The organism is Rhodoferax sp. SPJ21, assembly GCF_058216335.1.
This window is the reverse complement of record NZ_JBYZMO010000001.1, coordinates 316,872-341,876: the sequence shown is the minus strand read 5'-3', so window position 1 is coordinate 341,876 and position 25,005 is coordinate 316,872. Positions and strand designations below refer to the sequence as shown.

The 25,005-nt window shown below is 63.2% G+C and carries 19 protein-coding genes; 15 read left to right on the top strand and 4 right to left on the bottom strand.

The window, feature by feature from the left end:
• Window positions 1–108 precede the first annotated feature (108 nt).
• The gene (yccS, locus tag AC4BBN_RS01450) at window positions 109–2,301 is read right to left on the bottom strand and encodes a YccS family putative transporter (RefSeq protein WP_490590177.1); all 2,193 of its coding nucleotides are present in this window, start codon (window positions 2,299–2,301) and stop codon (window positions 109–111) included.
• A gap of 125 nt (window positions 2,302–2,426) precedes the next feature.
• Window positions 2,427–4,232 carry an ABC transporter transmembrane domain-containing protein gene (locus tag AC4BBN_RS01445; protein ID WP_490590176.1) on the bottom strand — a complete coding sequence of 602 codons (1,806 nt, stop codon included), beginning with the start codon at window positions 4,230–4,232 and terminating at the stop codon, window positions 2,427–2,429.
• Between the two features lie 77 nt (window positions 4,233–4,309).
• Here AC4BBN_RS01445 and AC4BBN_RS01440 point away from each other — a divergent pair, with 77 nt between their 5' ends.
• The 4 genes from AC4BBN_RS01440 (at window position 4,310) to AC4BBN_RS01425 (ending at window position 9,385) form a co-directional block, all read left to right on the top strand.
• Window positions 4,310–4,867, top strand: coding sequence for a MarR family winged helix-turn-helix transcriptional regulator (locus AC4BBN_RS01440; protein ID WP_490590175.1), 558 nt, complete (start codon window positions 4,310–4,312; stop codon window positions 4,865–4,867).
• Window positions 4,857–6,365: an efflux transporter outer membrane subunit gene (locus tag AC4BBN_RS01435; RefSeq protein WP_490590174.1), complete on the top strand. Its 1,509-nt coding sequence runs from the start codon at window positions 4,857–4,859 to the stop codon at window positions 6,363–6,365. The genes AC4BBN_RS01440 and AC4BBN_RS01435 overlap by 11 nt, the downstream gene beginning before the upstream one ends.
• 68 nt (window positions 6,366–6,433) lie before the next feature.
• Window positions 6,434–7,786 carry an EmrA/EmrK family multidrug efflux transporter periplasmic adaptor subunit gene (locus AC4BBN_RS01430; RefSeq protein ID WP_490590173.1) on the top strand — a complete coding sequence of 451 codons (1,353 nt, stop codon included), beginning with the start codon at window positions 6,434–6,436 and terminating at the stop codon, window positions 7,784–7,786.
• A 33-nt stretch (window positions 7,787–7,819) separates the two neighbouring features.
• Window positions 7,820–9,385, top strand: coding sequence for a DHA2 family efflux MFS transporter permease subunit (locus tag AC4BBN_RS01425; RefSeq protein ID WP_490590172.1), 1,566 nt, complete (start codon window positions 7,820–7,822; stop codon window positions 9,383–9,385).
• 87 nt (window positions 9,386–9,472) lie between these two features.
• Here the strand turns inward: AC4BBN_RS01425 and AC4BBN_RS01420 are convergent, their stop codons facing one another.
• Both AC4BBN_RS01420 and AC4BBN_RS01415 read right to left on the bottom strand, forming a co-directional pair.
• Window positions 9,473–10,954 carry a Do family serine endopeptidase gene (locus AC4BBN_RS01420; RefSeq protein WP_490590171.1) on the bottom strand — a complete coding sequence of 494 codons (1,482 nt, stop codon included), beginning with the start codon at window positions 10,952–10,954 and terminating at the stop codon, window positions 9,473–9,475.
• A gap of 92 nt (window positions 10,955–11,046) precedes the next feature.
• Complete coding sequence (locus AC4BBN_RS01415) at window positions 11,047–11,550, bottom strand: hypothetical protein (RefSeq protein WP_490590170.1); 504 nt, start codon at window positions 11,548–11,550, stop codon at window positions 11,047–11,049.
• A gap of 154 nt (window positions 11,551–11,704) precedes the next feature.
• Between AC4BBN_RS01415 and AC4BBN_RS01410 the strand changes: the two genes are divergently transcribed.
• The 11 genes from AC4BBN_RS01410 to AC4BBN_RS01360 all read left to right on the top strand — a co-directional run bounded on the left by AC4BBN_RS01410 (window position 11,705) and on the right by AC4BBN_RS01360 (window position 24,849).
• Window positions 11,705–12,460, top strand: a complete 756-nt coding sequence (locus tag AC4BBN_RS01410) for a 16S rRNA pseudouridine(516) synthase (protein ID WP_490590169.1) — start codon at window positions 11,705–11,707, stop codon at window positions 12,458–12,460.
• 86 nt (window positions 12,461–12,546) lie between these two features.
• Entirely contained in the window at window positions 12,547–13,536 is a 990-nt protein-coding gene (locus AC4BBN_RS01405; RefSeq protein ID WP_490590168.1) for a YVTN family beta-propeller repeat protein, read from the top strand.
• Window positions 13,502–14,323: a polysaccharide deacetylase family protein gene (locus tag AC4BBN_RS01400; protein WP_490590167.1), complete on the top strand. Its 822-nt coding sequence runs from the start codon at window positions 13,502–13,504 to the stop codon at window positions 14,321–14,323. Before AC4BBN_RS01405 ends, AC4BBN_RS01400 begins: the two co-directional genes overlap by 35 nt.
• A gap of 7 nt (window positions 14,324–14,330) precedes the next feature.
• Window positions 14,331–15,308: a sterol desaturase family protein gene (locus AC4BBN_RS01395; RefSeq protein ID WP_490590166.1), complete on the top strand. Its 978-nt coding sequence runs from the start codon at window positions 14,331–14,333 to the stop codon at window positions 15,306–15,308.
• A gap of 24 nt (window positions 15,309–15,332) precedes the next feature.
• Entirely contained in the window at window positions 15,333–16,238 is a 906-nt protein-coding gene (locus tag AC4BBN_RS01390; protein WP_490590165.1) for an EI24 domain-containing protein, read from the top strand.
• Window positions 16,204–17,043, top strand: coding sequence for a competence/damage-inducible protein A (locus AC4BBN_RS01385; RefSeq protein ID WP_490590164.1), 840 nt, complete (start codon window positions 16,204–16,206; stop codon window positions 17,041–17,043). The genes AC4BBN_RS01390 and AC4BBN_RS01385 overlap by 35 nt, the downstream gene beginning before the upstream one ends.
• Before the next feature lie 210 nt (window positions 17,044–17,253).
• Window positions 17,254–18,669, top strand: coding sequence for a type I glutamate--ammonia ligase (glnA, locus tag AC4BBN_RS01380; protein WP_490590163.1), 1,416 nt, complete (start codon window positions 17,254–17,256; stop codon window positions 18,667–18,669).
• A gap of 160 nt (window positions 18,670–18,829) precedes the next feature.
• Window positions 18,830–19,321: a hypothetical protein gene (locus tag AC4BBN_RS01375; RefSeq protein ID WP_490591365.1), complete on the top strand. Its 492-nt coding sequence runs from the start codon at window positions 18,830–18,832 to the stop codon at window positions 19,319–19,321.
• Entirely contained in the window at window positions 19,318–20,400 is a 1,083-nt protein-coding gene (gene glnL, locus AC4BBN_RS01370; protein ID WP_490591364.1) for a nitrogen regulation protein NR(II), read from the top strand. Before AC4BBN_RS01375 ends, glnL begins: the two co-directional genes overlap by 4 nt.
• Before the next feature lie 37 nt (window positions 20,401–20,437).
• Complete coding sequence (gene ntrC, locus AC4BBN_RS01365; protein WP_490590162.1) at window positions 20,438–21,991, top strand: nitrogen regulation protein NR(I); 1,554 nt, start codon at window positions 20,438–20,440, stop codon at window positions 21,989–21,991.
• A gap of 209 nt (window positions 21,992–22,200) precedes the next feature.
• Entirely contained in the window at window positions 22,201–24,849 is a 2,649-nt protein-coding gene (locus AC4BBN_RS01360) for an EAL domain-containing protein (RefSeq protein ID WP_490590161.1), read from the top strand.
• Window positions 24,850–25,005: the final 156 nt, after the last annotated feature.

The following is a 25,005-nucleotide window of genomic DNA, read 5'->3' as shown; positions in this document are numbered from 1 at the left end:
AATTCCTTGATGGACGTTGAAGCCGCGAGCTTAGAACCGCCGAGTTGCTTTGTCTAACGCCAGGTTCTATGCATGTTATGTGTTTAATGCATAAAGAGAACAAAGCCGTTACACGGCCGTCTTGCCATCCAGTTGCAGCAGCTGCTCAGCCTGCACGCGTAGCTGGGGCAGCAGCTGGTAAATCAGTGCCAGCTGGGTGTGCACAACACGTTGGGCTGGCGGCGCGTCATCGGGTGTGCGCTGCAGCATTTCCAGCAAGGCTGGCTCGGATACGTCCGCTGGCGCCTGCCGTTGGCTATTGGCCAGGCTGCTGGCCAGTTGCTCCAGCACGCGCTGCGCGTGGTCGGCCGCCTGCGCAGTGGGCGTGTCGCCGGTGGCTTCGGCCAGGGTTTCGCGGTGCGCACCCAAGGCTGACAGGTAGTTCAGCAGCGTGTGCGACAGCAGCAGAAAGCGCAGCCCGCTATCGCCCCGGCCCTGCAGAAAGCCTGGCTCCTGGAACAGATTTGACAGGGCTGTGGACAGCGCCGCATCGGCGTTGTGCGCGTTGCGCCGGGCCAGGCGGTAGGCCAGGTCGTCGCGCTTGCCGGTCTGGTACTGGGCCATGATTTCGCGCAGATAGGCGTGGCAGGTGCTGAGCGTGCGGGCGGCCACCACGTGCATGCGCCGGCCCTGCCAATCGGGCAAGACCAGAAACACCGCCAACCCGGCAATCAGGCTACCCAGCAGAGTGTCCACCATGCGCGGCACGATCAGCTGGTAGCCGTCGCCGAGCTGGTTGAAGCTCAGCAGCACCAGCAGCGTCATGGCGGCCGTGGCCAGCATATAGCGCCGGGTACGCGTGCTGAAGAACACCACGCCAGCCGCCACTGCGAACATGGACTGCAGCAACAGGCTGGGGAACAGCCGGAACAGCGCCCAGCCCGCCACCAGGCCCAGCAGGGTGCCGGTGATGCGCTGCGCCATGCGCTTGCGGGTAGCGCCAAAGCTTTGCTGGCAGACGAACACCGTGGTCAGCAGAATCCAGTAGCCCTGCCGGGCATGCACCCAGTGCAGCAGGCCGTAGCCCACGGCCAAGGCAATGCTCAGGCGCAGCGCGTGGCGGAACAGTGGGGCGGAGGGCGTGAGCTGCAGGCGTACGCGGTCCACGGCTTCGCGCAGCGACTGGGGCGAGCGGTCCAGCAGGCTATCGTCCTGCGGCTCGGCGTTGTCTTCAGGCTGGCTGGCGCGGGCCAGCCGGGCTTGCAGCGTGCCCAGGTTTTTCGCCAGTGCGCGCAGGGGCGCCAGCAGGCGTTGCCAGGCGGCGGTGTACGCCAGTTGGTGGCCTTCCAGATGCGTCAGGGAGTCTTGCAGATCCTGCAGGGCCTGGCTGCCCGCAGAGTCTTCGCGCACGGGCTGGCGCAGCAGGATGGCCCGGGCCAGGCGGTTGCAGCTATTGCCCTGCAGCGTCAACAGGCGCTGGCAGCGGAAAAGTACGTCGCTGTGGAAGAAAGTGTCGGTCAGCTCGCTGTACGGCGAGTGCGATGAGCTGGCGCGTTCGTGCACCTCCTGGGCGATGAAATACAGCCGCAGATAGTGCTGTAGCGGCCGGCTGGGCGCAGCCTCCAGGCGGTTCAGAATGCTTTCCTTGGCCGTATTCAGCGCGTTGACCACCGTGCCATTGCGTTGCGCCAGGGCCAGGCGTTTGACCTCCTGGTTGATGCCGCGCACGGGCTCGAACAGCGAGGCCTTCAGCCGCAGATAGTCGCCCAGCACGCGGTACAGCTGTGCCAGGTTTTGCTGCACCGGCTGGTGTGGAAAGCAGGCGCACCACAGTACCGACAGCAGTCCGTACCAGGCTGCGCCGCCCACCAGCAGCATGGGTTCCAGCCAGAACGCACTGGCCGAGCCGCCGCGCTGGTCCATGCCGATGGTGGTGTAGATCGACAAAATCAGCGTGCCATAGGCAATCGCCTGGTAGCGCGGGCTGATGGCGCCCAGCATGGTCAGGCAGAAGGTGGCCAGCACCAGCGCGCATGGGAACAGCCAGGGGTGCGGGAACAGGTACTGCACGGTAAAGGCTGCAAGCGTGAAGCACAGCAGGGTGACCAGCAGGGCGTGCAGGCGGCCGCGCCAGTTGTCGTCGGTCTCGGCCAGGGCCGAAGCGATGGTGCCCAGAAAAATGGGCATCACCAGCGCCATCTCGTCCAGTTCCCAACCCACGGCCATGGTGGTGCTTAGTGCGATGAAGATGCGCAGGCTATACGGAAAGGTGTCCAGCGCCCAGAGGCGGCGCAAGAACTGGGATAGCGGGAAGAAGGGCATAGGGCTTTACACAGATTGCTATCTAAAAAATAGCTGCCGGCGCAGATAAATACTGCGCTGGAGGCATATTTTATGCAAATAAACCGTGTCGCAAATGGCGTGCCAGAGCCCGTGCGTTGGTGGCCTTAGCTCGTGAATTGCAGGGCGGCCAATCGGGCGTAGACGCCGTCGGCGGCCACCAGCTCGGCGTGCGTGCCTTGCTCCACGATGTGCCCGTGGTCCAGCACCACGATGCGGTCGGCCTGCTGTACCGTGGCCAGCCGGTGGGCGATGACCAGGGTGGTGCGGCCCCGCATGGCGGATTCCAGTGCGGCCTGCACCATGCGTTCGCTCTCGGCGTCGAGCGCGCTGGTGGCTTCGTCCAGCAGCAGCAGCGGGGCGTTTTTCAGCATGGCGCGGGCAATCGCCACGCGCTGGCGCTGGCCGCCGCTCAGGCGCACGCCGCGTTCACCCAGGAAGGTGTTGTAGCCATCTGGCAGGGCGGTGATGAAGCCGTGGGCAAAGGCCGACTCGGCAGCCGCCATCACCTCGGCATCGGTCGCATCGGGCCGGCCGTAGCGGATGTTTTCCAGCGCGCTGGTGGAGAACATCACCGCGTCCTGCGGCACGATGCCTATGTGCTGGCGCAGGTCCTGCAGGTCCATGGCCCGCGTGTCCACGCCGTTGATGCGGATGCTGCCGGCCTGCGGGTCGTAAAAGCGTAGCAGCAGTTGCAGCACCGTGCTCTTGCCTGCGCCACTGGCGCCCACCAGGGCCACGGTTTCGCCGGGTGCCACATCCAGGTTGAACTGGCTCAGCGCTGGCTGCAGTGGCCGCGATGGGTAGCGAAACTCGATTGCTTCTAAATTGATAGCGCTTCCCGCAGATGTTGTCTGCGCTGGGGTCGCATTAGGTGCGGATTGAATGGGCGACTCGGTGGCCAGCAGCTCCATCAGCCGCTCGCTGGCGCCGGCGGCGCGCAGCACATCGCCATACACCTCGCCCAGCACGGCCGTGGCGCCGGCCAGGATGATCACGTACACCACGGTCTGGCCCAAGTGGCCCGCCGTGATGCTGCCCTGCAGCACCGCCTGCGTGCCCTGGTAGAGGCCCCACAGCAAAGCGCCAGAGGTGGCGGTGATGATGAAGGCCACCAGCACCGAGCGTGCCTTGCTGCGGCCCACGGCGGTCTGGAAGGCGGCGGCGGTGGAGTCGTTGAAGCGGCGGGATTCGCGGTCTTCGGCGGTAAAGGCCTGCACCACGGGAATGGCGTTCAGCACCTCGGCGGCGATGGCGCTGCTGTCGGCCACGCGGTCCTGGCTGGCGCGCGACAGTTTGCGCACGCGGCGGCCAAACCACACGCTGGGCAGCACGATCAGCAGCAGCACGCCAAACACCTGGGTCATCACCAGCGGGTTGGTCCAGACCAGTACGCCCAAAGCACCTATGCCCATTACCGCGTTGCGCAAGCCCATGCTCAGCGACGAGCCCACCACGGTCTGGACCAGGGTGGTGTCCACCGTCAGGCGCGACAGCACCTCGCCGGTTTGCGTGGTTTCAAAAAACTGCGGGCTTTGCTTCAGCACATGGGCGTAGACCGCGTTGCGGATGTCGGCCGTGACGCGCTCGCCCAGCCAGCTCACGGTATAGAAGCGCGCCGCCGAGAACAGGCCCAGCGCTGCGGCAACCGCGAACAGCTCGAAGAAATGGTTGCGCAGCGCCATGATTTGCGCCCCCCGGTCCACGCCGCCGTCTGCACCCTGCGTCACCAGGCCCTGGTCGATCAGCGAGCGCAGCGCCAGCGGAAAAGCCAGCGTGGCGCCCGCCGCCAGGATCAGGAACACGATGGCCAGCGCGATCCGCCCGCGGTACGGCCGCAGGAACGGCAGCAGACCGGACAGGGAACGTGGAGAGCCTTTGGCGGCTTGGGAGGAGGAGGGGGTGGTTGCCATACCAGGAGTGTAGCCATAGTTGATGATGCAACAAACAAAGACTTGACATTAATTGTCTAGTCAATTAATATCGCAACATGACTGCAAACAACTCTTCAGAAACTATGAAGCCGACCGGTGCCGCCGCTTTCCCGCCGCCTGCCGACTTCTACCAGCCTGACAGCTATGTCGCCGGAGGTGACAGCGTGGGCCATCTGATGCACCGCGTGGTGACTGCCTTCACCCAAGAGATGGAGCGCCAGTTCGAGCCCAGCGGCTTGACCAATGCGCAGTGGAAGCCGCTTTTCAAGCTGGCCTATTCCAATACCGCCACAGTGGCCGAACTGGCCCGTCTGTGCACCCTGGATGCAGGCGGCATGACGCGCCTCCTGGACCGCCTGGAAGCCAAGGGCCTGTGCCGGCGCGAACGCTCCGAGCAGGACCGCCGCGTGGTCAACCTGGCGCTGACCGATGCCGGCCGCGAAGCCGTGAAGGACGTGCCAGTGGTGCTCAGCAATGTGCACAACGCCTACCTGGCCGGTTTTAGCCATGAGGAATGGCAAACCCTGAAGAGCTTTTTGCAACGCATTCTGGATAACGTCGCCGCCGTACAGGCGCAAGCAAACAACCCCGTCGGAGAAAAAGATGCCTCGTAAATCCCTTAGCCGCGTGCCACGCTTTGCGCTGGCCGCCACCTTGCTGGCGGGCCTGGCCGCATGCGCCAACTATTCCGGCATTCAACCTGGAGCGCAATTGCGCACGCCCCAGTCCCTGGGGCTGGACGCCACCGCCCAAGCGTCCACTGTGGACGCCCAATGGTGGCTCGGCTTTCAGGATGCCCAGTTGAACACCCTGATCGACCAGGCCCTGCAGACCAGCCCCAGCCTGCAGCTCGCACAGGCCCGCGTGCGCCGCGCCCAGGCCGGCACCGACGTGGCCCGCTCGGCGCTGCTGCCCAAGGTGAATGCCGGGGTGGAGGCCACGCACCAGCTCTACACCGCCAACGGCCTGTATCCCGCGCCGCTGGGCGGCAATATTTATGACGCCGGCACCGCCCAGCTCGAAGCCAGCTGGGAGCTGGACTTCTTCGGCAAGAACCGCGCTGCGCTGGACGCCGCCGTGGGCCAGGCCAAGGCCGCCCAGGCCGACGCCCAGGCCGCCCGCGTGCTGCTGGCCAGCCAGGTGGCACGCAACTACTTTCAGTTGCTGCGCCTGAACGCCCAGCTGGGCCTGGCGAACCGCACCCTGTCCCAACGCACCGAGCTGCTGAACCTGGTGCGTGATCGCGTCAGCGCCGGCCTGGACACCCGCCTGGAGCTGCGCCAAAGCGAGGGCGGCCTGCCCGAGGCGCGCCAGCAGGTTGAGGCGGTGCAAGAGCAGATCGCCCTGACGCGCAACGCCCTGGCCGCGCTGGTAGGTCAGCCAAATATAGCCCTGGCGCAGAATTTACCTGCGCTGGATGCTATTAATAACATAGCAACTGCATCGGCTGTACCGGCCGACCTGCTGGGCCGCCGCGCCGACATTACCGCCGCCCGCTGGCGCGTGGAGGCGGCCAGCTCTGACGTCGCCAGCGCCAAAGCCCAGTTCTACCCGAATATCAACCTGGTGGGCTTTGCCGGCTTCTCCAGCATTGGCCTGGACAAACTGCTGGAATCCGGCAGCCGGCAGTGGGGCATAGGCCCGGCCATCCATCTGCCTATATTCGACGCAGGCCATTTGCGTGCCGGCCTGAAGGGCAAGACGGCCGACCTGGACGCTGCGGTGGAAAGCTATAACGCCGCCCTGATCGACGCCGTGCGCGATGTGGCCGACCAGGTCGCCTCCCAGCAGTCCATCACCCGTCAGCAGGTCGAGCAGCGCGCCGCCCAGCAGGCGGCCGAGTCGGCGTATGAGATTGCCGTGCAGCGCTATGGCGCCGGCCTGGGCAACTACCTGAACGTGCTGAGCGCCGAAACCGCCGTGCTGAACCAGCGCCGCACCCAGGTAGACCTGGCCGCGCGTGCGCTGGACACCCAGGTCACCCTGGTCCGCGCACTCGGCGGTGGCTACTCAGAAGTGCAGCCAGATGCTACAAAAAACGCAGCTGCCAGCGCAGATGGCCAGTACGCCAGCGCCCCATCAGATGCAAAAAACAACGGGCTCGTCCGCTGAGCCCCGTCCCTCTTTATTCGTCCCCCATTCGTACCCCATTCGTACCTTATTGAACGCAGGTGAACACCATGACCGATTCCGCAAACACCCCCGCTGCCTCCGCAACCGCCCCAGCCGGCAATCCCCAGCGCAAGAAGGCGCTAATCACCATCGCCAGCGTGGTGGTACTGGCCGGCCTGGGCTGGGCGGCCTATGACGCATTCGTAGCCAGCCACTACGAGAACACCGACAACGCCTACGTGCAAGGCAACATCATCCAGATCACGCCCCAGGTCAGCGGCAACGTGATGACCATCATGGCCGACGACACCGACTTCGTGAAGGCTGGCCAGCCCCTGGTGCAGTTCGACCCTGCCGATGCCAAGCTGGCACTCGACCAGGCCGAAGCCAACCTGGCCCAGACCGTGCGCCAGGTACGCACCTTGTACGCAAACAACTCTGCGTTGTCGGCCCAGGTGGCCCAGCGCACCGCCGACGTGGCGCGCAGCCAGACCGACATCGCCCGTGCCCAGAGCGAGGTGGAGCGTGCCGCCGACGACCTGCGCCGTCGCCAGACCCTGAGCGGTAACGGCGCCGTGTCCAAGGAAGAACTCAGCCACGCCCAGACCCAGCTGGCCAACGCCAAGGCGGGCCTGTCTACCGTGCAGGCCAGTGTGGCCTCGGCCCAGGCCGGCGTGGCCGCTGCCCAAGAGCAACTGGCCAGCAACCAGGCCATGACCGAAGGCACCAGCGTCGAACAGCACCCGAACGTGCTGGCCGCTGCCGCCCGCGTGCGTGAGGCCTACCTGGCATCCCAGCGCGCCGCCGTGGTGGCGCCGGTGGACGGCTATGTCGCCAAGCGCACGGTGCAACTCGGCCAGCGCATCGCCGCCGGCACGCCCATGATGTCCATCATCCCGTTGAACCAGGTCTGGGTAGACGCCAACTTCAAGGAAGTGCAGCTGCGCAATATCCGTATCGGCCAACCCGTGAAGCTGACCGCCGATCTGTACGGCAAGAAGATGGAATACACCGGCAAGGTCGAAGGCCTGGGCGTGGGCACCGGTGCAGCATTTGCCCTGCTGCCGGCGCAGAACGCCACCGGCAACTGGATCAAGGTGGTGCAGCGCGTGCCGGTGCGTATCGCCCTGGACGCCAAGCAACTGGTGGACAACCCGCTGCGCGTGGGCCTGTCCATGGACGCGACCATCGACGTCACCCAGCAGGACGGCAAGATGCTGGCCGATGCACCACGCGCCGCCTCGTTGGCCACGCTGACAGCGCCTACCGATAAGGGCGCCGAGCTGGAGGTGCAGCGCGTGATCGCTGCCAACTTGGGCGGCCGTGCGGTGGTGGCTCGCAATGATGCGGCCAAGGCTTCCAAGGCGGTTGAAGCGCCTGCGGCCCTGGCAGCAGTGTCCGTTCCTGCGCAGGTTCAATAAACCGGCTGCGGCCGGTATTACGGGTCTGAAGCCATGTCCTCCAACCTCAACTATGTTCCGCCCCCGCCGCTAGAGGGCTCGGCCCGCATGTGGGGCACGATCGCCTTGTCCACCGCCACGTTCATGAACGTGCTGGACACCTCGATCGCCAATGTGTCCCTGTCTGCCATCGCCGGTGACCTGGGTGTCAGCCCCAACCAGGGCACCTGGGTGATTACCAGCTTTGCCGTGGCCAATGCCATCTCGGTGCCGTTGACCGGCTGGCTGTCGCAGCGTTTCGGCCAGGTGCGCCTATTCACGCTCAGCATCATCATGTTCGTGCTGGCCTCATGGCTGTGCGGACTGGCGCCAAACATGGGCATGCTGATCGCGTTTCGGGTGCTGCAAGGCTTTGTGGCCGGACCGATGATTCCCTTGTCGCAGGCACTGCTGCTGTCCAGCTACCCCAAGGCGCTGGCGGGCACCGCCATGGCGATGTGGGCCATGACCACCCTGGTGGCGCCGGTGATGGGGCCGCTGCTGGGCGGCTGGATCACCGACAACATCTCCTGGCCCTGGATTTTCTATATCAACATCCCGGTGGGTATCCTGGCTGCCGGTGCGGCCTGGACGCTGTACCACAAGCGCGAGTCGCAGACCAAGAAGCTGCCGATCGACGGCGTGGGTCTGGGCCTGCTGGTGGTCTGGGTGGGTGCGCTGCAGATCATGCTGGACAAGGGCAAAGAGCTGGACTGGTTCCACTCCACCGAGGTGCAGATCCTGGCGGCCGTGGCACTGGTGGGCTTCCTGTTCTTCCTGGCCTGGGAGCTGACCGACAAGCACCCGGTGACGGACCTGCGCCTTTTCGCCCGGCGTAACTTCTGGGCCGGCACGCTGGCGACATCGGTGGGTTACGGCCTGTTCTTCGGCAACGTGGTCTTGCTGCCGCTGTGGCTGCAGCAGTACATGGGCTATACCGCCACCCAGGCCGGCTTCATTCTGGCACCGGTGGGCTTGTTCGCCATCGTGCTGTCGCCCATCGTGGGCAAGAACGTGGGCAAGATGGACCCGCGCATGTTTGCCTCGTTCGCGTTCATCGTGTTTGGCTTGGTGCTGTGGATGCGCTCGAAGTTCAACGTGCAGGCCGATGAGGCTACGCTGATGGTGCCGACCCTGGTGCAGGGCGTGGCTATGGCTTTCTTCTTCATCCCATTGAGTATCTTGACGCTCAGCGGCCTGCCGCCAGACCGCATTCCTGCGGCCTCCGGCTTGACCAACTTTGTGCGTATCACGGCCGGTGCCATGGGCACGTCCCTGGTCACCACGGTATGGGAAAACCGCACGGCCTTGCACCATGCGCAGCTGGTGGAGTACATCAACCAGGGGCGGCAGGTGGCGACCGGTACCTTGTCAGGCCTGGGCAATGCTGGCCTAGACCCGCAGCAGGCTTTGGAGCAGGTCAACCGCCTGGTGGGCCAGCAGGCCGCGACGCTGGCGGCGAACGATGTGTTCTTCGCCTCGTCCATGCTGTTCCTGATGCTGATACCGCTGGTGTGGATCACCCGCCGGCCGCAGGCCATGGGTGCGGCTGCCTCGGAGGCAGCTGCCGGCGCACACTAAAAAGTCCGCCGCGCAAGTGCAAAAAAGGGGCTGGTTCCAAATGGAACCAGCCCCTTTTTTATGGGCCACTCAAGGCCCGTTGTTCGCTTAGCCTATGCGCACGGGCACGAAGATCTTGTCGCCGTCACGCAGGATCAGCAGGGCGATCGACTTGTCGGCCTTGGCCACCACGGCGCGGATCTGTTCCACGTTCTTCGCCGGCGTGCCATTGATGGCCAGCAGTACGTCACCGCTCTGCACGCCTGCGTTGGCGGCGGCACCGCCCGCGTTTTCGATCAGCAGGCCGTTTTCCACGCCGGCGGAGCGCAGCTCATCCGGTTGCAACTGGCGCAGCGCCAGACCCAGGCGGCCTTGCGATGCGGGTTCCTTGTTGCTGGCGACTTGCTCGGGCTTGTCGTTGGCGCTGCCTAGCTTGACCTCGATGGTCTGGGCCGAGCCCTTGCGCCATACGTCCAGCTGCACTTTCTCCCCCGGGGTGGACAGGCTGATAGCCGCCGGCAGGTCACCCGAGGACACGATGGTGTGGCCGTCCACCTTGCGGATCACGTCACCCGGCTCCAGTCCGGCCTTGGCGGCGGGGCCGGATTTGTCCACGCTGGAAACCAGCGCACCTTCGGGCTTGTCGAGGTGGAAGGAGTCCGCCAGCGTCTGGTTGACCTCTTGCACCGCCACGCCCAGGCGCGCATGTTCCACCTTGCCGTGGGCCACTATCTGGTCCTTGATCTTGCCGGCCAGGTCCATCGGGATGGCGAAGGACACGCCCTGGTAGCCGCCGGTGCGGCTGTAGATCTGCGAGTTGATGCCGATCACTTCACCGCGGGTGTTGAACAGCGGCCCGCCAGAGTTGCCGGGGTTTACCGCAGCATCGGTCTGGATGAAGGACACCGCGCCGTCGTCGGGCAGGGTGCGGCCCTTGGCGCTGACCACGCCGGCGGTGACGGTGTTTTCAAAGCCAAACGGCGAGCCTATGGCCAGCACCCATTCGCCCACGCGCAGGTCGCTGGTCTTGCCGATGGTGGCCACGGGCAGGTTCTTGGCGTCGATCTTCAGTACGGCCACGTCGGTCTTGGGGTCAGAGCCCAGCACCTTGGCGATGAATTCGCGCCGGTCGGTGAGCTTCACTGTGACTTCCTTGGCGTCCTGCACCACATGGGCGTTGGTCATGATGATGCCGTCGGCGCTCACGATGAAGCCCGAGCCCTGGCTATGCGTGGGGACGGCTTTCGGCGCCTGGCCACCCTGGCCTTGTTGGAAGCGGCGGAATAGCTCAAACAGCGGGTCGTTGCCGAACGGGTCCTCGCGACCCTGGCGCTGCGCGGTTTCGCCGTCGTCATTCGAGGCCTTGGCGCCGCCGACCACGCTGATGTTGACCACGGACGGGCCATTTTGGGCGGTGATCTGCGCGAAGTCGGGCAATGCCATGGGGGCGTTGCTGGCGCTGCTGACCACTGGCGGGGCCGCGTGGGCCTGGTCCATGTTGTGGACCAGTGAGCCACCGATGCCACCGATCGCACCTGCGGCGACCAGTGCCAATACCAGTTTGGTGTTGTGAAGCGATTGCGTTTTCATGGAAGCATCCTTTGGAAGAGCATTGCGATGGCTCGACTATGGGGATGCTGGCTTAGGCCAGTCTTAAACAGCCAGGGGCTGTGAACGGCTACTCAATGGCGGAATTCCTTCAGGTCCAGGCGCAGCACGTAGCGCGGCTGGCTGCCCACGTCTTCCAGGGTGATCAGTGCGTCGCAGCAGGTGGTCTGGCCGGCCCGGCCTTCATAGGCCAGGCGGCGCTGGAAGCGGGTGGCGTCGCCTTTGGACAAAAAGCCTACGCGCTGCCCGTGGACCCGCACTTCCACCGGTTTCCAGATGTCGGGGTTGTTGGCGCCGGTGTGCAGCGCAGCCAGCACCCGCGCACCTGCCGAGCCGATGGGGGTGCCGTCGGCGATGTCTTTCAGCGCGGCCTGGTGTTGGTCGCCGTCATTCAACGTGAAGCTGTACAGCCCCAGCGATGGCCATTTGTAGAGCTGCGCATCCAGCGCTTCGGCCTCCAAAGGCAGCTGCGAGGGAGACACGATCTGGTAGCCATGGTGGTGGCGTTGCGGGCGCATGGTTCGCCACAGCATGAAGGCTGCGCCAACAACAAACAGGGTGGTGAATAGCTCGCGCATCTGTGTCTCCGTGGGATAAACATTTGTAAACCTTGTGCATGTTTTTGCCGCATGTTTTTTTGTTGATATTGGGGAGGATGACGGCCACTGTCGCCTGGTTGTCGCCTGGGCGCGACGGGGCAGGGTGTTGCCAGCTGTTTGCGATACTCGGGGTATGCAGCTTCAAGACATTCTTTATTCGCAAGGTTTCGGCACGCGCCGCGTGTGCGCCGGCCTGGTACAGCAGGGCCTGGTCGAGGTCTATATGGACAACGCGGGCACCGCGCCCGTGGTGGTTACGGACTCAGCTATGGATTTTGAAGCGGAAGGCTTGCGCTTTCGGGTCCAGGGTGTGGACTGGTCGTACCACCGATTGGCCTATGTGTTGCTGTATAAGCCTGCGGGTACCGAGTGTTCGCAAAAACCCTCCACCTACCCTAGCATTTACACGCTGCTGCCGTCGCCATTGCGCTTGCGGCCGCAAAAGGGCGCGCTGCAGGGCGTACAGGCTGTGGGGCGGCTGGACCAGGATACGACCGGTTTGCTGTTGCTCAGTGACGACGGCCAGTTCATCCACCGCATGACCTCGCCAAAAAAACATGTGCCCAAGGTCTACGAGGTCACTACCAAGCACGCGCTGGACGAGAAGCAGGTGTCGCGTCTGCTGGAGGGCGTGGTGCTGGACGATGATCCCAAGCCGGTGCGTGCAGCGGCCTGTGAAGCCGTCAGCAGCCACCACCTGCGCCTGACGCTGACCGAGGGCAAGTACCACCAGGTCAAGCGTATGCTGGCGGCGGTGAGTAACCGGGTAGAGGGCCTGCACCGTTCGCAACAGGGCGGCTTTGTGCTGCCGGCAGATCTGCTGCCGGGCCAGTGGCGCTGGCTGAGCCCGGAAGACTTGGCGCTGCTGTCGGCCAAGGACCTGGCATAGTTCTCTGCGGGCTTGTTACGCCGGCGCGCAAAAGTTGCAGGCCCCGGCGGCTACACTTGGCGGTTGTCTTTTACCTGTGGTGTGCCGTGAAGTTGTTTGTCCGTTGTGTTGCCTCTTGGGGCCTTGTCTTCGCCGCCGCTGCGCCCTTGGCCGCCCAGGCCCAGTCCCAGTCCTCTCCAATCTTTGTGCTGAATTCGCTGGATGCCAGCGTCAGCGTGGTGGACCCCGCCACCTGGCTGGAGACCAAGCGGATTCCTACCGGCAAGGAACCCCACCATCTGTACCTGACGCCGGACGAAAAGTCGCTCATCATCGCCAATGCCCTGGCCGATACGCTGACCTTTGTCGATCCGAAAACGGCCGAGGTGCAGCGCGTGGTGCGCGACATACTCGACCCCTACCAGCTGCGCTTTTCGCCGGACATGAAGTGGTTTGTCACGGCCGCGAACCGGCTGAACCACATCGACATCTACCGCTGGGACGGCAAGGACATCACGCTGGCCAAGCGCATCTCCACCGGCAAAACCCCCAGCCACCTGTGGATAGACAGCAAGAGCACCACGATTTACTCCACCATGCAAGACAGCGACGAGCTGGTGGCGGTAGACCTGGCGACGCAAACCATCAAATGGCGCACGCCCACCGGGTCCATGCCGGCCGACGTGTTCGGCACCGCCGACGACAAGACCCTGCTGGTGGGCCTGACGGGCGGCGAGGGCGTGGAGGTCTATGACGTTTCCGGCAAGACCCCGGTGCGGACCAAGGTGATCACCACCGCCAAGGGCTCGCATGCCTTCCGCTCTGCGGGCGACAAACGCCATGTCTACGTCAGCAACCGCGTCAGCAACAGCATCAGCAAGATTGATCTGCAAACCCTGGAGTCGGTCGCCACCTATCCCGCGCCCGGCGGGCCGGACTGCATGGACGTCTCGGCCGACGGCAAGCTGTTGTATGTTGGTTCACGCTGGGCCCGCAAGCTTACCGTGGTGGATGTGGAATCTAAAAAAGTGGTGCGGCAAATCAATGTTGGAAGATCTCCCCATGGTGTTTGGACGCTGGACCACGCTCCCCGCTAAATTTGTTTTTGCTGCGGTATTGATAGCGGCTAGCGCAGGTTCTATCTGCGCTACAGCCGAAAAAGCTTGTGATAAATCGGTCTATCTGACCTTCGACACCGGCCACATGGGCGTGGCCCCGTTGATCGCCGATGTGCTGAACCGCCAGCAGGTCAAGGTCACTTTTTTTGGTGCCCACGAGCGCACGCAGGAAGGCGATGGCAGCCTGGGCGAGCACTGGGCACCCTGGTGGAAGGCCCGCGCCGCCGAAGGCCATGCATTCGCCTCGCACACCTTTGACCATGTGTACTGGCGCGGCGATATGGCCGGCAGCCCCGGCCAATTTCGCGTCAAGCCCTCGGCCGGGCCGGATGCCGACAAGGAATTCACCTGGACGTCAGCGCAGTATTGCGAGGAAATCCGCCGCTCCAACCAGCGCCTGCAGGCCATGACCGGCCAGGTACCGCTGCCCTTGTTTCGTGCGCCTGGCGGCAAGACTTCACCGGCCTTGCTGGCGGCCGCCAAGAGCTGTGGCTACGCCCACGTGGGCTGGGCGCCGGCCGGGTTTCTGGGCGATGAGCTGCCCAGCGAGCGCGCCAGCAACGCGCAATTGCTGGCCCAGTCGCTGCGCACTATCCGCAGCGGCGACATTCTGATGGCGCACCTGGGCATTTGGTCGCGCAAAGACCCGTGGGCGCCAGCCGTGCTGGAGCCGCTGATCGTGGGCCTGAAGGAGCGCGGGTTCTGCTTCCGCACGCTGCGTGAGCATCCCGACTACACCGCGTGGATTTCGGCCCATCCCCAATAATCTGCCCATGGATGTACTGAGTAATTTGTTTTCGGATGCGCAGCAATGGCTTTTTGAGGCCGTGGTGCAGCCCCTGGTGTTTGGCATAGGCCTGGGCGGCTTGGTGGAAGATGCATTCGATGCCACGGGCTGGCTGCTGGTCGGCCTGCTGCAGCTGGTAGTGCTGGTGGCGGTGCTGGGGCCCTTGCAGCGCTGGCGCCCGGTGGAGCCTATGCAGGATCGCGCGGCCATCCGTATCGACATGCTCTATACCCTGGTGCACCGCCTGGGGCTGTTTCGCCTGGCCTTGTTCTTCACCCTGGACCCGGTGATGGACGGAATTTTTGGCACCCTTCGGGTCGCCGGCATGGGCACCTGGCACCTGGATGCCCTGTGGCCCGGCGTGACCGATCTGCCGGTGGTCAGTTTTGCGCTGTACCTGGTGGCGTTCGACTTCTTGGGCTACTGGGTGCACCGTGGCCAGCACCAGTTTGAATGGTGGTGGGGCCTGCACTCGCTGCACCATTCACAGCGGCAAATGACCTTGTGGAGCGACAACCGCAACCATCTGCTGGACGATGTGATTGGCGACATCATCGTGGTGATGGTGGCCCAGCTGATTGGCGTGGCGCCGGGGCAGTTCATCGCCATCGTGGCCTTTACCCAGCTGAGCGAGAGCCTGCAGCACGCCAACGTGCGGCTCTGGTTTGGCCGTGTGGGCGAGCGCCTGTGGGTCAGCCCGCGCTTTCATCGCCGGCACCACAGCATAGGCATAGGCCACGAGTCGGCGGGTAAGAACACCCTGGGCGGTCACAACTTCGGCGTGCTGCTGCCCTGGTGGGACATGCTGTTCGGCACCGCGAATTTCGAGCTGCGCTACGACCCCACCGGTATCCGCGACCAGTTGGAGAGCGAGGGTGGACGCGATTACGGCCGAAGCTTCTGGCGCCAGCAGTGGCTGGGTTTGCGCCGCCTGTGGGCAAGTTTGGCGGTTACCAGGCCTTAACCGCATGCGGGTATGCTTGCCCCCATGAAGTTGCTACTTGATTCTTTCTGGCGCGCCGTAGCCTACTGCGTGCACCCCCGGGTAATTGCACTTTCGTTTTTGCCCCTTCTGTTGATGGTGGCCTTGTCACTGGGCCTGGGTTATTTTTACTGGGAACCGGCCTTGGACGCGGTGCGCGGCATGTTGGACGCGTCCGAGTGGGTGGGCCGCATGTGGGCCTGGCTGGAGACTGCAGGCGTGGGTCAGCTCAAGGTGGCGCTGGCGCCTTTGCTGGTGATCTTTGCCATTACCCCGCTGATCGTGGTGTTGTCCCTACTGGCGGTGGCCCTGATGATGACGCCGGCCCTGGTGTCTCTGGTGGCTGAGCGGCGATTTTCCCAATTGGAAAAGAAAAACGGCGGCACGCTGATTGGTGGCCTGTTCTGGGCGCTGGGTTCGGTGCTTCTGGCCGTCGTCGCCATGGTGGTTTCAATGCCTTTGTGGCTGGTGCCGCCCTTGATACTGGTGCTGCCGCCGCTGATCTGGGGTTGGCTGACTTACCGCGTCATGGCCTATGATGCACTGGCGGTACATGCCAGCAAGCAGGAGCGGCGAGAGATTTTCCGGCGTCACCGCGTCACCTTGCTGGGTATGGGGGTGCTGGCTGGCTACCTGGGCGCTGCGCCCAGCCTAGTATGGGCCTCGGGGGCTTTGTTTGCCGCCGCTTTTGTGGTGCTGGTGCCTGTGGCGATCTGGATCTACACCCTGGTGTTTGCGTTCTCCTCGCTGTGGTTTACCCACTATGTGCTGGCCGCCTTGCAGGCCTTGCGTGCCGAGGTGTCTGTGTCTGCCATGCCGGCCCGCGCCGCTGCGGGCCCGGTTGTTGATGTCGAACCCAAAACGGAATCTGTTGCCCATGAGCCTGCCAACCCCATCCTCCCAGCCCCATAAGTCGGCGCCGGTTTTCGGCTTGGTCATCGTCGGCGACGAGATCATGTCTGGCAAGCGTGCCGATAAGCATCTGCCCAAGGTCATCGAACTGCTGGGCGCGCGCGGCCTGCAACTGGGCTATGCCGAGTACGTGGGCGACGATCCTGTGCGCATCACCAGCACCTTGAGCCGCGCGTTTGCCTCGGGCGACGTGGTGTTCTCTACCGGCGGCATAGGTGCCACCCCCGACGACCATACGCGCCAGTGCGCAGCACGGGCACTGGACCTGCCACTAGCCTTGCACCCGCAAGCCGAGGTTCTGATACGTGAGCGTATGCAGGACACTGCGCGCGAACAAGGCACGCTGTACGAGCCAAACCGTCCAGATAACATCCACCGGCTGAACATGGGCGTATTTCCACAAGGCGCCCGCATCATTCCCAACCCGTACAACAAGATTCCGGGCTTTTCCGTGGAGCATGTGCACTTTGTGCCCGGCTTCCCGGTGATGGCCTGGCCTATGGTGGAATGGGTGTTGGACCAGTACTACCACCCGTGGTTCCGGCAGGAAGCCTGGGTGGAGAAATCGGTCATCGTGTATGGCAGCATGGAGGCCACGTTGACCCCGCTGATGGAAGCACTGGAGCAGCGTTTCGAGGGCGTCAAGGTGTTCAGCCTGCCCAGCGTGGACCACGCTGAACATGGTCGCCACATTGAGTTGGGCGTGAAGGGTTTGCCCAGCCTGGTAGACCTGGCCTATCCGGCCATGTTGGCGGGTCTGCACAATTTTGATGTGCAATTGGGCCCCGAATTGGTGCGTTCTTAATTGCACAAATTTGGTGCAAAAACCAAAATCCAATTTGGTGCATTGACGCGGTATTTGTTTCTCGGACGGGCCGTATTCCCGCTGAAGGCCGCCGCGGCCAAGGCAAAATACAAGGGTGGATGTGTTCACAAATGGCCTCGGCTGGTGGCATAGAAACTGCATTCCCTTCTCAGTGATTTATTTTTGCTCAACCTAACCAGGAGATTCTTGATGGCAAAGACCGTCGCAGACGTGATGAAGATGGTGAAAGAAAGCGAAGTCAAGTTTGTTGACTTCCGTTTCACCGATACCCGCGGCAAGGAACAGCACGTGACCGTGCCTGTGTCGCACTTCGACGAAGACAAGTTCACGTCGGGCCATGCTTTTGACGGCTCCTCGATCGCTGGTTGGAAGGGCATTGAAGCTTCGGACATGCAACTGATGCCCGATGCCAACACCGCCAACATCGATCCGTTCTTCGAAGAAACGACGATGATCCTGACCTGCGACGTGGTCGATCCAGCCGACGGCAAGCCGTACGAGCGCGATCCCCGTTCGCTGGCCAAGCGCGCAGAAGCCTACATGAAGGCCTCCGGCCTGGGCGACACCGCCTACTTCGGACCAGAACCCGAATTCTTCGTGTTTGACAGCGTGCGCTGGCAAAACGACATGTCCGGCTGCTACTCCAAGATCGATTCGGAAGAAGCGGCCTGGAACACCGGCAAGGAATACGAGCACGGCAATACGGGCCACCGTCCTGCAGTCAAGGGCGGCTACTTCCCCGTGCCTCCAGTTGACAGCTTCCAGGACATGCGTTCGGAAATGTGCCTGGTGCTGGAATCCCTGGGCATTCCCGTCGAAGTGCACCACCACGAAGTGGCCAACGCAGGCCAAATGGAATTGGGTACCAAGTTCAGCACGCTGATCCAGCGCGCTGACTGGGTCCAACTGCAAAAGTACGTGATCCAGAACGTGGCCCACGCCTACGGCAAGACCGCGACTTTCATGCCCAAGCCCATCGTTGGCGATAACGGTTCCGGCATGCACGTGCACCAGTCCGTGTGGAAAGACGGCAAGAACCTGTTTGCTGGCGACGGCTATGCAGGTCTGTCGGAATACGCGTTGTTCTACATCGGCGGCATCATCAAGCACGCCCGTGCACTGAACGCCATCACCAACCCTGGCACCAACAGCTACAAGCGCCTGGTTCCTGGTTATGAAGCGCCTGTGAAGCTGGCTTACTCGGCCAAGAACCGCTCGGCTTCGATCCGTATTCCTTTCGTGGCAAACCCCAAGGGTCGCCGGGTGGAAGCACGTTTCCCCGATCCACTGATGAACCCCTACCTGGGCTTCTCGGCTCTGCTGATGGCAGGTCTGGACGGCGTGGAAAACAAGATCCATCCTGGCGAAGCCGCTACGAAGGATCTGTACCATCTGCCACCCGAAGAAGACAAGCTGATCCCCACCGTCTGCCACAGCCTGGACCAAGCGCTCGAATGCCTGGACAAAGACCGTGCGTTCCTGACCAAGGGTGGCGTGTTCACCGATGCCTACATCGATGCGTACATCGACCTGAAGATGCAGGAAGTCACGCGCTTGCGCATGGCCACCCACCCGGTGGAATTCGACATGTACTACTCGCTGTAATCAGCGGTACCAGCCTGGGAACGCACGCAACGCGCAACCAGGCTTCCCATAAGGACGGCGCAAGCCGTCCTTTTTGCGTTTTGGCTTGGGAAAGCAATAGAAACAGAGTACCGTTGCGGCAACCCATTCTGATAAGGCCCAGTCGGCATATTCCATGAGCATGAAACCCTATTGGCTACTGATTTTGGCGGCTGCCTCGGCACCGCTTTTTGCGCAGGACAACGCGGTCTACCGCTGCGGCAATGAGTACACCAACTCCATCAAAGACCCCAAGGCCGCTGCAGCCCGTGGCTGCAAATTGGTAGAAGGTGGCAATGTCAGCGTGATCCAGGGCCCACGGCCAGATGCGAACCCAGCAGCCGTGCGAGCGCCTGCCGCCAACAATGGCGGTGGCGCCGAGCAGCGTGCGCGCGACAGCGACGCCCGGATGATCCTGGAGGCCGAGCTCAAAAAGGCCGAGGCCCGGCAGGCCGACTTGCTCAAAGAGTACAACCAGGGCGAGCCTGAAAAGCAGGGCGGAGAAGCCCGCAACTACCAGAAGTACATAGACCGTGTAGCCGATCTCAAGGCCGCCATTGCCCGCAACGAGAGCGATATCGCTGGGCTGAAGCGCGAGCTAGCCCGTCTTCCACCTTCTAAAACCACTCCCTGAATACCTTGAACACCCCGACCAACCCCCATATTGCGCGCTTTCAGGCGTTTGATTTGCTGGCCACGCTGGTGGCGGTGCTGCGTAGCGACGGCGCGGTGATGTTTGCCAATGCGGCGTTGGAAGACGCTCTGGGCACTTCGCGCCGCACCATCGAAGGCTCGCACTTCCCGGACTGTTTCACCGAGCCGCATATCTTGCAGAACGCATTGGAGGGTGCTGGCAGCAATGAGTTTGCGGCCCTGCGCTACGACGCGTGGCTCAAGCGCCTGAACCATGAGCCGGTGCCGGTACACGTGATCCTGGCGCAGACCGAGCGTCCGGGCGAGGTCATCATCGAGCTGCTGCCGCAGGAGCAGCAAGCCAAGCAAGACCGCGAGGAGCGTTTGATCGACCAGGCCCAGGCCAACAAGGAGCTCATCCGCAACCTGGCCCACGAGATCAAGAACCCCCTGGGCGGCATACGCGGAGCTGCGCAGTTGCTAGAGATGGAGATCGAGTCGCGCGAGCTAATCGAGTACACCCAGGTCATCATCCATGAAGCCGACCGGCTCCAAAGCCTGGTCGATAGGTTGCTGGCGCCGCACCGTCGTCCGCATGTGGTCAGCGACGTGAATATTCACGAAATCTGCGAACGCGTGCGTTCCCTGATCCTGGCTGAATTTCCGCGCGGACTGAAGATAGAGCGTGAATACGATGTGTCGATTCCGGAGTTCCGCGGCGACCGTGAACAGCTCATCCAAGCAGTGCTGAATGTGGCCCATAACGCCACCCAGGCCTTGAGCGAACGTATCGCCGAAGGGGACGCGCAGATCACTTTTCTGTCCCGAATTGCACGCCAGGTAACGTTTGGGAAACAACGTTATCGATTGGCACTGGAATTGCATGTCATCGACAACGGCCCGGGTGTACCGGAGTCGATCAAGGACCGTATTTTTTACCCGCTGGTGTCGGGGCGAGATGGTGGATCCGGGCTGGGGCTGACGTTGGCGCAAACCTTCGTCCAGCAACACCATGGCTTGATCGAATGTGACAGTGTTCCGGGCCGAACGGACTTTAAATTATTAATACCGCTGCCTTAGCAATTGAGGGGCAGCTTGACCCGAGGTGCAACCTGTTATGAAGCCGATCTGGATAGTAGACGACGACCAATCCATACGCTTCGTTCTCGAAAAAGCGCTGCTGCGTGAAGACCTGCCTACACGCAGCTTTACCAACCCGCGCGATGTATTGCTGGCGCTGGAAGAAAACGGCGAAGAGGACGGCCCCCAAATTCTGGTGAGCGACATCCGCATGCCAGGCGGCTCCGGCCTCGACCTGCTGGAAAAGGTCAAAGCCAAGCACCCTGGTCTGCCGGTCATCATCATGACCGCGTTTTCCGATCTGGACAGCGCCGTTTCGGCCTTCCAGGGCGGGGCTTTCGAATACCTGCCCAAGCCTTTTGACCTACCCAAGGCGGTGGAGCTGATCCGTCGTGCGGTGGAAGAAAGCCAGCGCGAGGAAGTGGCTGAAGAACGCATGGCAGATACCCCCGAGATGCTGGGCCAGGCGCCCGCCATGCAGGACGTGTTTCGCGCCATTGGCCGCCTCAGCCAAAGCAATGTGACGGTGATGATCACCGGTGAATCCGGCTCTGGCAAGGAGCTGGTGGCGCGTGCGCTGCACAAGCATTCTCCGCGTGCCAACGGCCCGTTTGTGGCCATCAACACTGCAGCCATCCCTAAGGATCTGCTGGAGTCTGAACTCTTTGGCCACGAGCGCGGCGCCTTCACCGGCGCCCAAACCATGCGCCGGGGTCGCTTCGAGCAAGCCGACGGAGGCACTTTGTTCCTGGACGAAATCGGCGACATGCCGTTCGACCTGCAAACCCGCTTGCTGCGCGTGCTGAGCGACGGCCATTTTTACCGTGTCGGCGGCCACAACGCCGTCAAGGCGCAGGTCCGCGTCATCGCCGCGACCCACCAGGATTTGGAGCAGCGCGTGCGCGACGGCGTGTTCCGCGAGGATTTGTTCCACCGCCTGAATGTGATCCGCCTGCGCCTGCCGGCGCTGCGCGAGCGCATTGAAGACGTGCCCATGCTGACCCGGCATTTCCTCCAGCAAAGCGCCAAGCAGTTGGGCGTGGAGCCCAAGCGCATATCCGATGCGGCCTTGGCACAGATCGGCCTGTTTCCGTTTCCCGGCAACGTCCGCCAGCTGGAGAATCTGTGCCACTGGCTAACCGTGATGGCGCCGGCCCAGGTGATTGAGCCCAAGGATTTACCGCCTGAAATCACCGGTGCGGTGGTGGCACCTTCCAGCGGTCTGGGCCATGCGCTGCCGCGCATGGTGGTGAGCACGCCGGTCGTGCATGCAGAAACCGATCTCTCGGCGCTGGACGATATTGCCGGCGTGCAGGCCATGCCGCTGGACAGCGATGCCGCCATCGTCACGTTGCCGCCGGCCAGTACGGCCCCGGTCAGCGCCTGGGAGCTGGGCCTGGAGGCCGAGGCCCAGGAGCTGCTGGCCAATGACCGCCACGACGTGTGGGACGTGCTGACGCGCCGTTTCGAGTCCAAGCTGATCCTGACCGCGCTGCACAACACCCGGGGCCGTCGCATCGAGGCGGCCCAGAAGCTGGGCATTGGCCGCAACACCATCACCCGCAAAATCCAGGAGCTGGGTTTGGAGTGAAAGAGGGCGCTAGCGTAGATAGTACCTGCGCTAGCTGCTATCTATTTTGATAATACAGACAATCCCCCGGGGCCTGTGCACCAGGGGCATTGTTCTTATGGATGACGTTTTAGTTCTCAGCCCCAGTAAACGGCACTAAAGTAGGCGCAGCCTGTGCCCCGGATATATCTCCGGGGACTGCCGATCGACCCCTGCGCTGGAGGCTGTGCATGGTTCTTCATTTGGTCCAGGGTGTTGCCTGGATCTTTGTTCTGGGTGTGCTGCAGGGGCTGCACCTGCGCGCCAGGAAGCCCCGCAGCGTGCTTCGTCAACTGGTGACCGGGCTGCTGTTTGGCGGTATCTGCGTGCTAGGCATGGTGATGCCGTCGGCCACCATGCCGGGGCTGGTGGTGGATGCGCGCTGCGTGGTGCTGGGCGCGGTGGGCCTGTTCGGCGGGCTGCTGGCTGCGCTGGTAGCCGCCGCCATACCCGTGGCTTATAGCCTATTGTCTGAACAGGCTGACAACGCCATAGGTCTGCCTTTGCTCGTCGCCAGCGCTGGCTTGGGCCTGCTTTACCGATACGCCGTGGCCCGGGGCTGGGCCCGTGTGAACGTATGGCAACTGCTGGTATTTGGTCTGCTGCAACAACTGCTGGCTTGGGGCTCCATGTGGCTGCTGCCGGCCCATCCGCCAGGGGATGCGTTGCTCGTCTTGGGGCTGGCTCTGGTTGCCGTGATGACGCCGGCCATGGTGTTCCTGGGCCTGCTGATCCAGGAAGGGCTGGCTCGCGAGGCCCGTGAACAGGCGCTGCGCGACTCCGAGAACCGCTTGCGCAGCCTGTTGATGGACATCCCCTCGGTTTCAGTCCAGGCCTATGCGGCCGATGGCACAACGCGCTACTGGAACAAGGCCTCCGAGCAGCTCTATGGCTACGCGGCCGGCGAAGTGCTGGGCCGCAACCTCACCGAGCTCATCATTCCGCCCGAAATGCGCGACGGCGTGCGCCAGGCTATGCAGCAGATGTTTGCCACCCAGCAGGCGATTCCGGCGGGTGAGCTGTCGCTGATGCGCAAGGACGGCAGCCGCGTACCCGTGTTTTCCAGCCACGCCTATGTGCAGACACCGGGCCAGCCGGCCGAGATGTTTTGCATCGATATCGACCTGTCCGACCGGGTGCGGGCCGAATCCGAGTTGCGCATCGCCGCTGTGGCTTTCGAGGCCCAGGTGGGTGTGGTGGTGACCAACGCCAAACAGGTGATACAGCGGGTGAACAAGGCCTTCACCCAGAGCATGGGCTATAGCGAGGCGGAGTGTTTGGGCCAAACCTTGGCCTTTCTGAATGCCGACGCCAGTGGCGAAGCCTATTTTGGCGGCATCCAGCAGGATTTGGCGCGCAAGGGCCAGTGGGTGGGGGAAATCTGGAGCCGGCGCCAAAACGGCGAGCGCTTTCCGCAGTGGGTCAGCATCAGCGCGGTGCTGGATGGCATAGGCGGCCTGGGGCATTACGTCGCTACTGTGGTGGACATTACCCAGCGCAAGATAGCCGAGGACAAGATTCGTCAACTGGCCTTCTTCGACCCGCTGACCAACCTGCCCAACCGTCGCCTGTTCATGGACCGCCTGCACCGCGCGCTGGCCGCCAGCGAGCGCAGCAAGCGCACCGGCGCCTTGCTCTACATCGACCTGGACAATTTCAAAACCCTGAACGACACCCGGGGCCATGAAAAAGGTGACGTGTTGCTGCAGCAAGTGGCGCAGCGGCTGGTGCATTGCGTGCGCGACAGCGACACCGTGGCCCGGCTGGGCGGCGATGAATTCCTGGTCATGCTGGAAGACCTGGAGTCCAGCTCGGAAATGGCGGCAGCTGTCGCCAAGTCTGTAGCGGAAAAAATCGTCACCGTGCTGAACCGGCCCTTCAGCCTGGGCGACCTGGACTTCAACAGCACGGCCAGCTTGGGCGTGGCTTTGTTCCACGGCCAGACCCTGCCCATGGACGAGCTGCTCAAACAGGCCGACATGGCCATGTACCAGGCCAAGGCCCAGGGCCGCAATGCATTGCGGTTTTTCGATCCGGCCATGCAGGCGGCGGTGAATGCCCGCGCCGAGCTGGAGGGCGACTTGCGCCAGGCCTTGGTGCTGGGGCAGTTTTTGCTCTTCTACCAGCCCCAGTTGGACGCGCACGGACAGGTCACCGGCGCCGAGGCTCTGCTGCGCTGGCCGCATCCGCAGCGCGGCCGGGTCTCGCCCGCCGACTTCATCCCCTTGGCGGAGGAGACCGGCCACATCCTGACCCTGGGCCGCTGGGTGTTGGAGACCGCCTGCGCACAACTGGTGGCATGGGCCCCGCATCCCCTGCTGGGTAGCCTGGTGTTGGCGGTGAACGTCAGCGCCCGGCAGTTCCGCGAGCCCGAGTTCGCCCAGGACCTGCTGGACCTGCTGAGCGCCACCGGGGCCAACCCCAAACGCCTGAAGCTGGAGCTGACGGAGAGCATGCTGGTCGATAACCTCGAAGACCTGGTGCGCAAAATGGCCATGCTGCGTGCGCGCGGCATTGGCTTTTCGCTGGACGACTTTGGTACCGGCTATTCCTCGCTGTCCTACCTCAAGCGGCTACCGCTGCACCAGCTGAAGATCGACCAGTCTTTTGTGCGCGATGTGTTGATAGACCCCAGCGACGCGGCGATTGCGCGTACTGTGGTGGCCCTGGCGCAAAACCTGGGGCTGGAGGTGATGGCCGAAGGGGTGGAGACGCTGGCCCAGAAAGACTGGCTGGCCCGCTATGGCTGCCATGCTTACCAGGGTTATCTGTTCAGCCCGGCTTTGCCGGCGCAAGACTTTGAGCGCTACGTGCAGCGCACGGCCGCCGCGCTCACTTGAACTGCTTGTGCGTTGCCGCGTGGGCGGCCCATCACGTAGCAATCCAAAAAACCTCTAGCCCGACACTGTAAGGGCGGCATTACATCTGTTGCATACCGGGCGGTGATAGCTGCACGGTCTGCAGGGCGATGGCACTATAGTCGTCCATAAGGTCGC

What these genes read in the sequence shown, in the direction of transcription:
- yccS (WP_490590177.1), bottom strand. Translation starts at nt 2,301, where the DNA reads ATGCCCTTCTTCCCGCTATCCCAGTTCTTGCGCCGCCTCTGGGCGCTG.
- AC4BBN_RS01445 (WP_490590176.1), bottom strand. Translation starts at nt 4,232, where the DNA reads ATGGCAACCACCCCCTCCTCCTCCCAAGCCGCCAAAGGCTCTCCACGT.
- AC4BBN_RS01440 (WP_490590175.1), top strand. Translation starts at nt 4,310, where the DNA reads ATGACTGCAAACAACTCTTCAGAAACTATGAAGCCGACCGGTGCCGCC.
- AC4BBN_RS01435 (WP_490590174.1), top strand. Translation starts at nt 4,857, where the DNA reads ATGCCTCGTAAATCCCTTAGCCGCGTGCCACGCTTTGCGCTGGCCGCC.
- AC4BBN_RS01430 (WP_490590173.1), top strand. Translation starts at nt 6,434, where the DNA reads ATGACCGATTCCGCAAACACCCCCGCTGCCTCCGCAACCGCCCCAGCC.
- AC4BBN_RS01425 (WP_490590172.1), top strand. Translation starts at nt 7,820, where the DNA reads ATGTCCTCCAACCTCAACTATGTTCCGCCCCCGCCGCTAGAGGGCTCG.
- AC4BBN_RS01420 (WP_490590171.1), bottom strand. Translation starts at nt 10,954, where the DNA reads ATGAAAACGCAATCGCTTCACAACACCAAACTGGTATTGGCACTGGTC.
- AC4BBN_RS01415 (WP_490590170.1), bottom strand. Translation starts at nt 11,550, where the DNA reads ATGCGCGAGCTATTCACCACCCTGTTTGTTGTTGGCGCAGCCTTCATG.
- AC4BBN_RS01410 (WP_490590169.1), top strand. Translation starts at nt 11,705, where the DNA reads ATGCAGCTTCAAGACATTCTTTATTCGCAAGGTTTCGGCACGCGCCGC.
- AC4BBN_RS01400 (WP_490590167.1), top strand. Translation starts at nt 13,502, where the DNA reads ATGGTGTTTGGACGCTGGACCACGCTCCCCGCTAAATTTGTTTTTGCT.
- AC4BBN_RS01395 (WP_490590166.1), top strand. Translation starts at nt 14,331, where the DNA reads ATGGATGTACTGAGTAATTTGTTTTCGGATGCGCAGCAATGGCTTTTT.
- AC4BBN_RS01390 (WP_490590165.1), top strand. Translation starts at nt 15,333, where the DNA reads ATGAAGTTGCTACTTGATTCTTTCTGGCGCGCCGTAGCCTACTGCGTG.
- AC4BBN_RS01385 (WP_490590164.1), top strand. Translation starts at nt 16,204, where the DNA reads ATGAGCCTGCCAACCCCATCCTCCCAGCCCCATAAGTCGGCGCCGGTT.
- glnA (WP_490590163.1), top strand. Translation starts at nt 17,254, where the DNA reads ATGGCAAAGACCGTCGCAGACGTGATGAAGATGGTGAAAGAAAGCGAA.
- AC4BBN_RS01375 (WP_490591365.1), top strand. Translation starts at nt 18,830, where the DNA reads ATGAAACCCTATTGGCTACTGATTTTGGCGGCTGCCTCGGCACCGCTT.
- ntrC (WP_490590162.1), top strand. Translation starts at nt 20,438, where the DNA reads ATGAAGCCGATCTGGATAGTAGACGACGACCAATCCATACGCTTCGTT.
- AC4BBN_RS01360 (WP_490590161.1), top strand. Translation starts at nt 22,201, where the DNA reads ATGGTTCTTCATTTGGTCCAGGGTGTTGCCTGGATCTTTGTTCTGGGT.